Source organism: Streptococcus mitis (assembly GCF_002096835.1).
Taxonomy (GTDB): domain Bacteria; phylum Bacillota; class Bacilli; order Lactobacillales; family Streptococcaceae; genus Streptococcus; species Streptococcus mitis_W.
This window is the reverse complement of sequence record NZ_NCVG01000020.1, coordinates 19,889-34,188: the sequence shown is the minus strand read 5'-3', so window position 1 is coordinate 34,188 and position 14,300 is coordinate 19,889. Positions and strand designations below refer to the sequence as shown.

The following is a 14,300-nucleotide window of genomic DNA, read 5'->3' as shown; positions in this document are numbered from 1 at the left end:
AAGGGAGCTTGTCAATAGGAAAGAAGCAATTTAATTAAAAATATTCTTGTTTTTTCAAATTGCAATTAAATAAGCAATTTTCAGATAATAATTGAAAATTCAAGCTGTTTATGTTATAATGATAGCGATTATATTCGAGGTGAAAAATGGCACATTTATTAGAAAAAACTAGAAAAATTACGTCTATCCTGAAGCGCTCAGAGGAGCAGTTGCAGGAAGAACTTCCCTACAATGCGATTACCCGTCAATTGGCAGACATTATTGACTGTAACGCCTGCATCGTCAATAGCAAGGGACGTCTCCTTGGCTATTTTATGCGTTATAAAACCAATACAGATCGTGTAGAGCAGTTCTTCCAAACTAAAATTTTCCCGGATGACTACATTCAAGGTGCGAACATGATTTACGATACAGAAGCCAATCTGACAGTTGATCATGATTTAAGTATTTTTCCTGTGGAAAGTCGTGCCGACTTTCCAGACGGTTTGACGACTATTGCACCGATTCATGTATCAGGGATTCGCCTTGGTTCTTTGATTATTTGGCGCAATGATAAAAAATTCGAAGACGAGGACTTGATTCTTGTTGAGATTGCGAGTACCGTTGTTGGGATTCAACTTCTTAATTTCCAACGTGAAGAAGATGAGAAAAATATCCGTCGCCGTACTGCTGTTACCATGGCGGTTAATACCCTTTCTTACTCCGAACTCCGTGCTGTTTCAGCAATTTTAGGGGAATTAAATGGAAATGAAGGGCAGTTGACTGCGTCAGTGATTGCAGATCGTATCGGAATCACTCGCTCTGTGATTGTCAATGCCCTTCGTAAACTTGAGTCTGCAGGGATTATTGAAAGTCGCTCACTTGGAATGAAGGGAACCTATCTTAAGGTCTTGATTTCAGATATTTTTGAAGAAGTGAAGAAAAGAGATTACTAATGACTAAGGCTTTGATTTCGATTGATTATACAGAAGATTTTGTTGCTGATAGTGGAAAATTGACAGCAGGTGCTCCAGCTCAGGCGATTTCGGATGCCATCAGCAAGGTAACTCGGTTAGCTTTTGAACGCGGAGATTACATCTTCTTTACCATCGATGCTCATGAAGAAAACGATTGTTTCCATCCAGAAAGCAAGCTATTTCCTCCTCACAATTTGATTGGGACTAGTGGACGGAATTTATACGGAGATTTGGGGACCTTTTATCAAGAGCATGGTTCAGACAGTCGTGTCTTTTGGATGGATAAACGCCATTACTCAGCTTTTTCAGGGACTGACCTGGATATCCGTTTGAGAGAGCGTCGCGTTTCTACGGTTATCTTAACAGGAGTCTTGACGGATATCTGTGTCCTGCATACAGCTATAGATGCCTATAATCTAGGATATGATATCGAGATTGTTAAACCAGCTGTTGCTTCCATCTGGCCTGAAAATCATCAATTTGCCCTAGGTCATTTCAAAAATACACTCGGAGCTAAATTAGTAGATGAAAATCTAAATGAAATTTCAGAGTAATTTGGTTGATGAAATGAAAAAAATTGAAAAAAAGTGTTGACAAGCATCCTAAAAGTTGATATACTAGTAAAGTAATCGACGCGGGGATGGCGGAATTGGCAGACGCGCAGGACTAAGGATCCTGTGACCGCTTTAGGTCGTGAGGGTTCAAGTCCCTCTCTCCGCATAGGATAAGAGTTAGCTTAAGCTAGCTCTTTTTTTCATATAATTCAAGTAGAGCAAAAAAATTTTGCTCTTTTTTTGTATTTCATAAACATTTCATATTTGGATTTTATAATAGTCTTACAAATATGGAGGTGACAAATGAATCCAATCCAAAGAGCTTGGGCTTATGTCAGCAGAAAACGACTGAGAAGTTTTATTTTATTTCTGATTTTATTGGTCCTATTGGCTGGAATTTCAGCCTGTTTGACTCTGATGAAGTCCAACAAAACAGTTGAAACCAATCTTTACAAATCACTCAATACATCTTTTTCTATTAAGAAGATAGAAAATGGTCAGACCTTCAAGTTGTCAGACCTAGCATCTGTAAACAAGATTAAGGGACTGGAAAATGTTTCTCCTGAACTCGAGACGATTGCAAAACTAAAAGACAAGGAAGCGGTGAGTGGCGAGCAGAGCGTGGAGCGTGATGATTTGTCAGCTGCAGACAAAAACTTGGTTAGCATAACGGCTCTTGAGGATTCATCTAAGGATGTGACCTTTACCAGCTCGGCTTTCAACTTAAAAGAAGGGCGACACCTTCAAAAAGGAGATTTCAAGAAAATCTTGATCCACGAAGAGTTGGCTAAGAAGAACGGTCTTTCGCTTCATGACAAGATTGGCTTGGATGCTGGACAGTCAGAATTTGGCAAAGGGCAAACAGTGGAGTTTGAGATTGTAGGAATCTTTTCTGGTAAAAAACAGGAGAAATTCACAGGCTTGTCTTCTGATTTCAGTGAAAACCAGGTCTTTACAGATTATGAGAGTAGCCAAAGCCTTTTGGGTAATAGTGAACCTCAAGTCACTGCAGCTCGCTTCTATGTAGAAAATCCTAAGGAAATGGACGGACTCTTGAAGCAGGTGGAAAATTTGGCTTTCGAAAATAACGGCTACCAAGTTGAGAAAGAAAACAAGGCCTTTGAACAAATCAAGGATTCAGTTGCAACCTTCCAAACCTTTCTGACCATTTTCCTTTATGGGATTATGATAGCAGGAGCAGGAGCCTTAATTTTGGTCTTGTCTCTCTGGTTGAGAGAAAGAGTCTACGAAGTGGGAATTTTACTTGCACTTGGAAAAGGCAAGAGCTCGATCTTCCTACAATTTTGTTTAGAGGTTGTTTTGGTGTCTCTTGGAGCTTTGTTTCCAGCATTTGTTGCAGGAAATGCAATCACATCTTACCTACTCCAAACACTACTAGCAAGTGGAGATCAGGCAGCCTTACAAGACACGCTAGCCAAAGCAAGTGGTTTATCAGCCAGCATCCTATCTTTTGCAGAGTCCTATGTCTTTCTGTTGTTGATTAGTTGCTTATCTGTAGCCCTTTGTTTCCTATTCTTATTTAGAAAATCGCCTAAAGAAATTTTATCATCTATTAGTTAAGAAGGAGAAATCATGACTTTATTACAATTACAAGATGTTACCTACCGTTATAAGAACACTGCTGAAGCAGTCCTATATCAGATCAATTATAATTTTGAACCCGGGAAATTTTACAGTATTATTGGTGAGTCAGGAGCAGGAAAATCCACTCTCTTGTCCCTGCTTGCTGGTCTAGATAGTCCTGTTGAAGGTTCTATCCTTTTCCAAGGAGAGGACATTCGTAAGAAAGGCTATTCTTACCATCGCATGCACCATATTTCCTTGGTCTTTCAAAATTATAATTTGATAGATTATCTTTCTCCACTGGAAAATATCCGCTTGGTCAACAAAAAGGCAAGCAAGGATACACTTCTTGAGCTTGGTTTGGATGAAAGTCAGATCAAGCGGAATGTTCTCCAGTTATCAGGTGGTCAACAGCAACGTGTTGCCATTGCTCGTAGTTTGGTCTCAGAAGCTCCAGTCATTCTAGCTGATGAGCCAACAGGAAATTTGGATCCTAAGACTGCTGGAGATATTGTCGAACTGCTCAAATCACTTGCTCAGAAAACAGGTAAATGTGTCATTGTCGTAACCCACAGTAAAGAAGTGGCACAAGCGTCAGATATTACACTTGAGTTGAAGGATAAGAAACTGACTGAAACTCGCAATACTACGAAATAATACGCGCTTTTTTCTATTAGAACTATAAAATAGAACAACATCTAGAAAGGGAACCTATGTTACACAACGCATTTGCCTATGTTACAAGGAAGTTTTTCAAATCGATTGTCATCTTCCTGATTATTCTCCTCATGGCGAGCTTGAGTTTGGTCGGCTTGTCAATCAAGGGAGCTACTGCCAAGGCTTCTCAGGAGACATTTAAAAATATCACCAACAGCTTCTCCATGCAGATTAACCGTCGCGTCAATCAAGGTACGCCACGTGGTGCTGGGAATATTAAGGGTGAAGATATCAAAAAAATCACCGAAAACAAGGCCATCGAGTCTTATGTTAAACGCATCAACGCTATCGGGGATTTGACTGGCTATGAACTTATTGAAACGCCAGATACCAAGAAAAATCTGACACCTGACCGTGCCAAACATTTTGGAAGTAGCTTGATGATTACAGGTGTCAATGACTCTTCTAAAGAAGACAAGTTTGTCTCTGGTTCTTATAAGTTGGTCGAAGGTGAGCACCTAACCAACGACGACAAGGACAAGATCCTCCTGCACAAGGACTTGGCAGCCAAACACGGCTGGAAAGTAGGGGATAAGGTCAAACTAGACTCTAATATCTACGATGCCGATAATGAAAAAGGTGCCAAGGAAACAGTCGAAGTGACAATCAAGGGACTCTTTGATGGTCACAATAAGTCGGCAGTAACCTATTCACAAGAACTATACGAAAATACAGCTATCACAGACATTCACACTGCTGCAAAACTTTATGGATACACAGAAGACACAGCTATTTATGGGGACGCAACCTTCTTTGTGACAGCGGACAAAAACTTGGATGATGTTATGAAAGAGTTGAATGGCATCAGTGGTATCAACTGGAAGAGCTATACTTTAGTTAAGAGCTCCTCTAACTACCCAGCTCTTGAGCAATCCATCTCTGGTATGTACAAGATGGCCAACCTCCTCTTCTGGGGTAGCTTGAGCTTCTCAGTCCTTCTCCTTGCCCTCTTGCTCAGCCTTTGGATCAACGCCCGTCGCAAGGAGGTGGGAATCCTCCTCTCTATCGGTCTCAAGCAGGCAAGTATCTTGGGTCAATTTATCATAGAATCCATCTTAATTGCTATCCCTGCTCTTGTTTCTGCTTATTTCCTAGCCAGCTACACAGCGCGTGCAATCGGAAATACTGTTCTTGCCAATGTCACTTCAGGTGTTGCCAAACAGGCTAGCAAGGCTGCTCAAGCATCTAACCTTGGTGGTGGTGCAGAAGTAGATGGCTTTAGCAAGACCTTGTCGAGCCTAGACATTTCTATTCAGACATCAGACTTTATCATCGTCTTTGTCCTTGCCTTGGTTCTAGTGGTTCTAGTTATGGCGCTTGCTTCAAGCAATCTCCTTAGAAAACAGCCAAAAGAACTCTTGCTGGATGGCGAATAAGTTAGAAAAAATGATTCTGGAAATAGAGAAAGCATCTTGTTTTTCTATTCAAGAATGGTGGATAGAGAATGGCTATTTAACAATACAAAATAGAGCTGAAAGTAGTGGTGAAAATCATTGCTTTCAGTTGCTTTCCTTGTACTTTAGTACTTAAATATGATATACTAAAGTTATGGAATTTATTAGAAAGGGGTTTCATAACTTATATATGGAATTGTGCATAAAAATCTATAGAAATCTTATCTTGAAAATAGATAGATAAATCTGTAGAAGCCTATCCATATCGCAAACATAGGCTAGTAGACCTAGGCAGGGTATACTTTGGAAAATATAGAATAGTGAGGAAAAATAAACATTATGAGACAAACAAATGTTAGAGGAAGCTTGTCCCTCCGTGGTTTTAGAAAATTAAGAACTGGTGCAATTGTTGCGACAGGTGTGATTCTACTAGGTCTGGGCTTTTTAGCTCCAACTGTATCAGCTAATGAACAAGATGGTGTCTGGGTAGCCAGAACAGTTGCAGAAGTAAAAGCTGATATTCAAAATATAAACAATTTATCACACTACACAATTAAGTGGGGAGATACACTGAGTGCTATTAGTGGGGCAACGGGGCTATCTGTTGATAGTTTGGTTGAGATAAATCGTATTGCAAATAGAGATTTGATTTTTGCTAATAATAAATTGTATTTTAGCGAAGAAGCTTTTCTAAAAGATGGAAATACAGAAGTAAAAAGACAGCAAGTGTCGATTGATAATTCTGGTAGCCGTCAAAGTTATGAAGTTGAAACAAAGACAGATACTGTAACTGGAGAGCAAACTACTACTGTTAAACAAACTACTACTGTTAAACAAACGACACCAGTAGTTGTGGAAACATCAGCAGTATCAGCACCGAAATCAGAAACCTCAGTCTCAGTTGCGCCAAAAGTGGAAGAGCCATCGACACCAGCACCAAAAGCGGAAGAGCCAGCAACACCGGCACCGAAAGAAGAGACTCCATCGACACCAGCGCCAAAAGTGGAAGAGCCAGTGACACCGGCACCGAAAGCGGAAGAGCCAGCAACACCAGCGCCGAAAGAAGAGACTCCATCGACACCAGCGCCAAAAGTGGAAGAGCCAGCAACACCAGCACCGGAAGAAGAGAAGCCATCGACTCCAGCACCGGAAGAAGAGAAGCCATCGACACCAGCACCGGAAGAAGAGAAGCCATCGACACCAGCGCCGAAAGCAGAGGAACCATCGACACCGGCACCGAAAGAAGAGACTCCAGCAACACCAGCGCCGAAAGAGGAAGAGCCATCGACACCAGCGCCGAAAGCAGAAGAACCAGCGGCTTCAACATCGAAAGTAGAAGATTCAGAGGATTCAGCACCGAAAGTGGACGAGCCATCAGGAACAACACCGAAAGCGGACGAGCCATCAGGAACAACACCAAAAGCGGAAGAACCAGTGGCTCCAGCACCGAAAGACGATGAATCAGCTTCTTCGGTTGAATCTCCATCAACAGGTAATCATTCAGAAGAGTCTGGAACACCATCTGCAACTCCTACAGGTGATTCAACAGCTACCCAACCAAGTGATTCAACATCGTCACCGGTAACCCCAAGTGAAGAAGCACCGGTCACATCAGGCGAGTCTAATTCTGCTACACAGCCAGCTGGAGAATCAGGTAAATCTGAAACAACTGCAGAATCTTCAAATACTCCATCTGCTGAAGCTACAAATGATTCAGGGACTGCAGCAACATCAACTCCGACTCCAGAAGCATCAACTTCAGAGCCAAAATCAGAAGAAGAACTTAAGAAGGAAGAAACCTTGAAGTCAGCTAAAAAGGAGAGCATAGATGATAATATCGGTGAAGTTGTTAAAATAAAAGCAGATGCGATTGAAAAAGTTACTGATGCAGATGAAAAGGCAAGATTAAAAGAAGCATTAAAGACGTTACAAGATAAAGCAATAGAAGAAATTAACAAAGCAAAAGACGATGAAGAAGTAGCTACTGTTACAGAAAAATATCAAAATGAAATCAATGCATTGGATGTTCCAGGTGAAGAAGTTTCAAGTCCGAATTATGGTAGAGAAGGCTTGACCAATAATGGTCCTGGTGGAACTACTATTGACAATGGAAGCACAGCGATTGGTCATGGTGCAAGTGGGACTTCCAGATCAGCAGTAGCATCTCCAACACAACCTTCTTCAACTTCAGAAGGGACTTCAAGTTTTAGAAATGCTCCATCAGTTCAAGCAAGAGCAAGAAGAGTAGCACGTTCAACATCAGAACCAGATGGAACTGTAAATATTAGCTATAACTTCGCTGGAATGCCAGATATTCATGGTTTCCTATCTGACCCAGGAGAAGATAACACTGTTACAATTCCTGCTGGAACGAGTGAAGCACAGGCAAAAGAATTAGTAAAAGAAAAAATTCAAGCCAAGATAAAAGACCTAGCTGCTAGAGGGTATTATGTGAAAAATGACATTATTTTTGAACAAGATACTACTGTGAAAAATTATAACTACGTTGTCACATTCACTAAGGAGGCTACAGGAACTTCAGGTTTCAGAATGGCTCCATCAGTTCAACCACGCGCTAGCAGAAATCGTAGAAGTCTAGAACAGCCAGCTCCTCAAAAGGTCAAAGTAAATGTATTTTATAACTTTGATCAAATGAAAGATATTGCAGGTTTCCTAGGAGATATCAATGGAACTTCTCTTGAAATTGCAGAAGGTTTATCAAATGAAGAGGTGAAAGTAGCAGTTAAGAAACAAGTTGAAGCTAAGAAAGAAGAGCTGAGCAAACGCGGCTATACTTTCAAAGAGGACTATGTCTATCAATCTAATGGGAAAGATTATAATTACGTTGTAACATTTTCAAAAACAGCTAAATAATTTTCATTCTAATAGAGAGTGAAATGCAAGCAGAGAGAGCGATAGGCTCTCTTTGTTTTATCTAGTGGTCAGTTGCTTACAGACAAAAGGCCAGCAAGAGACTATAATAGAAAATAGAGTAGGTATTTATTCTAAGAAAAATAAAAAATAGAGAGCAGTTAAAGTATGAAAATTTTAATTGTAGAAGATGAAGAGATGATCCGTGAGGGGATCAGTGACTATTTGACGGATTGTGGTTATGAAACCATTGAGGCGGCGGATGGTCAGGAAGCCTTAGAAAAATTTTCTAGCTATGAGGTAGCCTTGGTTTTACTGGATATCCAGATGCCAAAGCTCAATGGCTTAGAAGTCCTAGCTGAGATTCGTAAAACTAGTCAGGTCCCTGTCTTGATGTTGACAGCCTTTCAGGATGAGGAATACAAGATGAGTGCTTTTGCCTCTCTGGCAGATGGCTATCTGGAAAAACCTTTTTCTCTGCCCCTCTTAAAAGTAAGGGTGGACGCGATTTTCAAGCGCTATTATGATACGGGACGAGTCTTCTCCTATAAGGATGCCAAGGTGGACTTTGAAAGCTACAGTGCAAGCCTAGCAGGAGAGGAAGTGGCTGTTAATGCCAAAGAGTTGGAAATTCTGGACTATTTGGTGAAAAATGAAGGCCGGGCCTTGACTCGTTCTCAGATTATCGATGCGGTCTGGAAAGCGACAGATGAGGTTCCCTTTGACCGTGTCATTGATGTTTATATCAAGGAACTGCGGAAAAAGCTAGACCTGGACTGCATCCTCACTGTGCGCAATGTTGGTTATAAATTGGAGCGAAAATGAAACGAACAGGTTTATTTACAAAGATATTTATCTATACCTTCTCGATTTTTAGTGTTCTGGTTATTTGCCTTCATTTGGCTATTTATTTTCTTTTTCCGTCTACTTATCTGAGCCATCGTCAGGAAACCATTGGCCAGAAAGCGACAACCATTGCCCAGTCCTTAGAAGGGAAAGACAGGCAGAGTATCGAGCAAGTGTTAGAGCTGTATTCCCAGACTAGTGATATCAAGGGGGCCGTTAAGGGAGAGATGACTGAGGATAAGTTAGAAGTTCAGGACAGCCTTCCTCTGGATACGGACAGCCAGACAACCTCTCTCTTTATCGAGGAGCGGGAGGTGACAACGCAAGACGGTGGCACCATGACTCTCCAGTTTCTAGCTTCCATGGATTTGCAAAAGGAAGCAGAGCAAATCAGTCTCCAATTTCTCCCCTATACCTTGCTGGCATCCTTTCTGATTTCCCTCTTGGTGGCCTACATCTATGCTCGAACCATTGTTGCTCCGATTTTGGAAATCAAGCGGGTAACCCGTCGGATGATGGAACTAGATGCCCAAGTGCGTTTGCGCGTGGATTCTAAGGATGAGATTGGTGATCTCAAGGAACAAATCAATAGCCTCTACCAGCACCTTTTGACAGTTATTGCGGACTTGCATGACAAGAATGAAGCCATTCTCCAGCTGGAAAAGATGAAGGTCGAATTCCTACGAGGGGCTTCTCATGAACTGAAAACACCACTGGCCAGTTTGAAAATTCTGATTGAAAACATGAAAGAGAATATTGGTCGTTATAAGGATAGAGACCACTATCTAGGAGTTGCCTTGGGGATTGTGGATGAGCTCAATCACCATGTTCTGCAGATACTTTCCCTCTCTTCTGTGCAGGAATTACGAGATGATAGGGAAACAATTGACCTCCTCAAGATAACGCAAAGTCTAGTTCAAGATTATGCTTTACTAGCCAAGGAAAGAGAACTTCAAATTGAAAATGGTTTGAACCATCATCAGGCCTATCTAAATCCATCAGTCATGAAGTTGATTCTTTCTAACCTCATCAGCAATGCCATCAAGCACTCTGTTCCAGGTGGCTTGGTTCGCATTGGCGAAAGAGAAGGGCAACTCTTTATCGAGAATAGCTGTAGTTCAGAAGAACAAGAAAAACTGGCCCAGTCTTTTTCTGACAATGCTAGTCGCAAGACCAAGGGTTCTGGGATGGGGCTCTTTGTGGTTAAGAGTCTATTAGAACATGAAAAATTAGCTTATCGTTTTGAGATGAAGGAGAATCGTTTGACCTTCTTCATAGCTTTTCCAAAAGTTGCCCAAGACTAGGCAGAGAAAGGGTTTACATAGATGGAGTTAGAAGAAATTCAATCGAAACTACGGGAAAAACTAGATTTTTTTGTCAAAAAGTGATAAAATGAACAATGTAAATGGGATGACCCATAAAAATATACAGGAGGCCTGATAAAATGGCAATCGTTTCAGCAGAAAAATTTGTCCAAGCAGCTCGTGACAACGGTTATGCAGTTGGTGGATTTAACACAAACAACCTTGAGTGGACTCAAGCTATCTTGCGTGCAGCAGAAGCTAAAAAAGCTCCAGTTTTGATCCAAACTTCAATGGGTGCTGCTAAATACATGGGTGGTTACAAAGTTGCTCGCAACTTGATCGCTAACCTTGTTGAATCAATGGGTATCACTGTACCAGTAGCTATCCACCTTGACCACGGTCACTACGAAGATGCACTTGAGTGTATCCGAGTTGGTTATACTTCAGTTATGTTTGATGGTTCACACCTTCCAGTTGAAGAAAACCTTGAAAAAGCTCGTAAAGTTGTAGAATTTGCTCATGCAAATGGTGTATCAGTGGAAGCTGAAGTTGGTACTATTGGTGGTGAAGAAGACGGAATCATCGGTGATGGTGAATTGGCTCCAATCGAAGACGCTAAAGCAATGGTTGAAACTGGTATCGACTTCTTGGCAGCTGGTATCGGTAACATCCACGGTCCTTACCCAGAAAACTGGAAAGGTCTTCACCTTGATCACTTGCAAAAATTGACTGAAGCTGTTCCAGGATTCCCAATCGTATTGCACGGTGGATCAGGTATTCCTGATGAGCAAATCCAAGCAGCTATCAAACTTGGTGTTGCGAAAGTTAACGTTAACACTGAATGCCAAATCGCATTCGCTAACGCAACTCGTAAATTTGCTCGTGACTACGAAGCAAACGAAGCAGAATACGACAAGAAAAAACTCTTCGACCCACGTAAATTCTTGGCTGACGGTGTAAAAGCTATCCAAGCATCAGTTGAAGAACGTATCGACGTATTCGGTTCAGAAGGTAAAGCTTAATCTAGCTGAATAATATAGATAAAACCTGCCCATTGGGTGGGTTTTTTGGCGTTTTAAGGAGACTATTAAACCAGAATTTTGGACTACTACTCTTCGAAAATCTCTTCAAACCACGTCATCTTCGCCTTGCCGTATGTGTAGGATACTGACTACGTCAGTTCCATCTACAACCTCAAAACACTGTTTTGAGCAACCTACGGCTAGCTTCCTAGTTTGCTCTTTGATTTTCATTGAGTATAAAAATACCACTTTAAGAGAAAAATTTTCAATTTCATAAACTTTAAGCAAACGCTTGCATTCTAGTTTTTATTGGACTATAATAGATTGGTGTAAAGACTTCTGTAATAATATTGAGAAGGTGTAGAAAGTAAGGATTTAGAATATTTGTAGTCAAAAATACAATGTTGCTATTCCTTACCATAGGGAGATAGATATGGCAATGATAGAAGTGGAACATCTTCAGAAAAATTTTGTGAAGACTGTTAAGGAACCGGGCTTGAAGGGGGCTTTACGCTCTTTTATTCATCCTGAAAAGCAGACCTTTGAAGCGGTCAAGGATTTGACCTTTGAGGTCCCAAAAGGACAAATTTTAGGATTTATCGGGGCTAATGGTGCTGGGAAGTCGACAACCATTAAAATGCTGACAGGGATTTTAAAACCGACATCTGGTTTTTGTCGGATTAACGGCAAGATTCCCCAGGACAATCGTCAAGATTATGTCAAGGATATTGGAGTGGTCTTTGGGCAAAGAACACAGTTGTGGTGGGATTTGGCTCTACAAGAGACCTACACGGTCTTGAAGGAGATTTATGATGTTCCAGACTCGCTCTTCCACAAGCGCATGGACTTTTTGAATGAAGTCTTGGATTTGAAGGACTTTATCAAGGACCCCGTGCGGACTCTTTCACTGGGACAGCGCATGCGGGCGGACATTGCAGCTTCCTTGCTTCACAATCCTAAGGTTCTCTTTTTAGATGAGCCGACCATTGGGTTGGACGTCTCGGTCAAGGACAATATTCGTCGGGCCATTACTCAGATCAATCAGGAGGAAGAAACCACCATTCTCTTGACCACTCACGACCTGAGCGACATTGAGCAACTCTGTGATCGGATTTTTATGATTGATAAGGGGCAGGAGATTTTTGATGGAACGGTTAGCCAGCTTAAGGATACATTTGGCAAGATGAAGACTCTCTCCTTTGAACTGCTACCAGGTCAAAGTCATCTAGTTTCTCACTATGAAGGCTTTTCGGATATGACAATTGATAGACAAGGGAATAGTCTCAACATTGAATTCGATAGTTCACGCTACCAGACAGCTGACATTATCAAGCAAACCCTGTCTGATTTTGAAATCCGCGATTTGAAGATGGTGGATACGGATATTGAAGATATTATCCGTCGCTTCTACCGAAAGGAGCTCTAAGATGGTCAAATTGTGGAGACGTTATAAACCCTTTATCAATGCAGGGGTTCAGGAGTTGATTACTTACCGAGTCAACTTTATTCTTTATCGGATCGGCGATGTAATGGGTGCTTTTGTGGCCTTTTATCTCTGGAAGGCTGTCTTTGATTCTTCGCAAGAGTCCTTGATTCAGGGCTTTAGTATGGCAGATATCACCCTCTATATCATTATGAGTTTTGTGACCAATCTTCTAACTAGGTCCGATTCTTCCTTTATGATTGGAGAGGAGGTCAAGGATGGTTCCATTATCATGCGCTTGTTGAGACCAGTGCATTTTGCGGCTTCTTATCTCTTTACCGAGCTTGGGTCAAAGTGGTTGATTTTTATCAGTGTCGGTCTTCCATTTTTAAGTGTCATTGTTTTGATGAAAATCTTATCTGGGCAAGGGATTGTAGAAGTGCTGGGATTAACTGTCCTTTATCTTTTTAGCTTAACGCTTGCCTATCTGATTAACTTTTTCTTTAATATCTGCTTTGGATTTTCTGCCTTTGTGTTTAAAAATCTTTGGGGTTCCAACCTACTTAAGACTTCCATAGTGGCTTTTATGTCTGGAAGTTTGATTCCCTTGGCTTTCTTTCCAAAGGTTGTTTCAGATATTCTGTCCTTCCTGCCTTTTTCATCCTTAATTTACACTCCGGTCATGATTATCGTTGGGAAATATGATGCCAATCAGATTCTTCAGGCGCTCGCTTTGCAGTTTTTCTGGCTCTTAGTGATGGTGGGCTTGTCTCAGTTGATTTGGAAACGAGTCCAGTCCTTTATCACCATTCAAGGAGGTTAGTATGAAAAAATATCAACGCATGCATCTGATTTTTATCAGACAATACATCAAGCAAATCATGGAGTACAAGGTTGATTTTGTGGTTGGTGTCTTGGGAGTCTTTCTGACCCAAGGATTGAACCTCTTGTTTCTCAATGTCATCTTTCAACATATTCCATCCCTAGAAGGCTGGACTTTTCAAGAAATTGCCTTTATCTATGGTTTTTCCTTGATTCCCAAGGGACTGGACCATCTCTTTTTTGACAATCTATGGGCACTAGGACAACGCTTAGTCCGAAAAGGGGAATTTGATAAGTATCTGACGCGTTCTATCAATCCTCTCTTTCACATCCTAGTTGAGACCTTTCAGATTGATGCCTTGGGAGAACTTTTGGTCGGGGGTATTTTACTAGCAACAACTGTGGCCAGCATTGCTTGGACCCTTCCCAAATTCCTACTTTTCCTAGTCTGTATTCCCTTTGCGACCTTGATCTACACTTCCTTGAAAATTGCCACAGCCAGCATCGCTTTTTGGACCAAGCAGTCAGGCGCTATGATTTACATTTTCTATATGTTTAATGATTTTGCCAAGTATCCGATTTCTATTTACAATTCGCTTCTTCGATGGTTGATTAGCTTTATCGTGCCTTTCGCCTTTACAGCCTACTATCCTGCTAGCTATTTCTTACAGGACAAGGATGTGTTCTTTAACATCGGAGGTTTGATGTTGATTTCCCTTGTCTTCTTTGTCATTTCCCTTAAACTTTGGGACAGGGGCTTGGATTCCTACGAAAGTGCAGGTTCGTAAATAATAGAATATCAAAGCC

General features: G+C 41.2%; 12 protein-coding genes and 1 tRNA gene. All 13 read left to right on the top strand.

The genetic code is table 11. From position 1 onward, the window contains the following. Nucleotides 1-146: 146 nt before the first annotated feature. The 13 genes from codY (at nucleotide 147) to B7699_RS03230 (ending at nucleotide 14,281) form a co-directional block, all read left to right on the top strand. Nucleotides 147-935, top strand: a complete 789-nt coding sequence (gene codY, locus B7699_RS03300; protein ID WP_000940738.1) for a GTP-sensing pleiotropic transcriptional regulator CodY — start codon at nucleotides 147-149, stop codon at nucleotides 933-935. Next, on the top strand, nucleotides 935-1,510 hold the full coding sequence (locus tag B7699_RS03295; protein ID WP_070526965.1) for a cysteine hydrolase family protein: 576 nt from the start codon (nucleotides 935-937) through the stop codon (nucleotides 1,508-1,510). Before codY ends, B7699_RS03295 begins: the two co-directional genes overlap by 1 nt. An 80-nt stretch (nucleotides 1,511-1,590) precedes the next feature. Further along, nucleotides 1,591-1,676 (top strand) — tRNA-Leu (locus tag B7699_RS03290). 137 nt (nucleotides 1,677-1,813) lie between these two features. After that, nucleotides 1,814-3,091: an ABC transporter permease gene (locus tag B7699_RS03285; protein ID WP_084927142.1), complete on the top strand. Its 1,278-nt coding sequence runs from the start codon at nucleotides 1,814-1,816 to the stop codon at nucleotides 3,089-3,091. Between the two features lie 12 nt (nucleotides 3,092-3,103). After that, the gene (gene vex2 / locus B7699_RS03280; RefSeq protein ID WP_000173751.1) at nucleotides 3,104-3,751 is read left to right on the top strand and encodes an ABC transporter ATP-binding subunit Vex2; all 648 of its coding nucleotides are present in this window, start codon (nucleotides 3,104-3,106) and stop codon (nucleotides 3,749-3,751) included. 56 nt (nucleotides 3,752-3,807) lie between these two features. After that, nucleotides 3,808-5,187, top strand: coding sequence for an ABC transporter permease subunit Vex3 (gene vex3 / locus B7699_RS03275; RefSeq protein ID WP_084927141.1), 1,380 nt, complete (start codon nucleotides 3,808-3,810; stop codon nucleotides 5,185-5,187). A gap of 357 nt (nucleotides 5,188-5,544) precedes the next feature. After that, nucleotides 5,545-8,079 carry a LysM peptidoglycan-binding domain-containing protein gene (locus B7699_RS03270; protein WP_084927140.1) on the top strand — a complete coding sequence of 845 codons (2,535 nt, stop codon included), beginning with the start codon at nucleotides 5,545-5,547 and terminating at the stop codon, nucleotides 8,077-8,079. 165 nt (nucleotides 8,080-8,244) lie between these two features. Further along, nucleotides 8,245-8,901, top strand: a complete 657-nt coding sequence (vncR, locus tag B7699_RS03265; RefSeq protein ID WP_084927139.1) for a response regulator transcription factor VncR — start codon at nucleotides 8,245-8,247, stop codon at nucleotides 8,899-8,901. Continuing rightward, nucleotides 8,898-10,226, top strand: coding sequence for a sensor histidine kinase VncS (vncS, locus tag B7699_RS03260; RefSeq protein ID WP_084927138.1), 1,329 nt, complete (start codon nucleotides 8,898-8,900; stop codon nucleotides 10,224-10,226). Before vncR ends, vncS begins: the two co-directional genes overlap by 4 nt. Before the next feature lie 140 nt (nucleotides 10,227-10,366). Beyond that, nucleotides 10,367-11,248 carry a class II fructose-bisphosphate aldolase gene (locus tag B7699_RS03255; RefSeq protein ID WP_001019006.1) on the top strand — a complete coding sequence of 294 codons (882 nt, stop codon included), beginning with the start codon at nucleotides 10,367-10,369 and terminating at the stop codon, nucleotides 11,246-11,248. A gap of 433 nt (nucleotides 11,249-11,681) precedes the next feature. Then, on the top strand, nucleotides 11,682-12,674 hold the full coding sequence (locus B7699_RS03240) for an ABC transporter ATP-binding protein (protein ID WP_033686800.1): 993 nt from the start codon (nucleotides 11,682-11,684) through the stop codon (nucleotides 12,672-12,674). A gap of 1 nt (nucleotide 12,675) precedes the next feature. Then, the gene (locus B7699_RS03235) at nucleotides 12,676-13,494 is read left to right on the top strand and encodes an ABC transporter permease (protein ID WP_060628603.1); all 819 of its coding nucleotides are present in this window, start codon (nucleotides 12,676-12,678) and stop codon (nucleotides 13,492-13,494) included. A gap of 1 nt (nucleotide 13,495) precedes the next feature. Further along, on the top strand, nucleotides 13,496-14,281 hold the full coding sequence (locus tag B7699_RS03230) for an ABC transporter permease (protein WP_084927137.1): 786 nt from the start codon (nucleotides 13,496-13,498) through the stop codon (nucleotides 14,279-14,281). The last annotated feature ends 19 nt before the right edge of the window (nucleotides 14,282-14,300 follow it).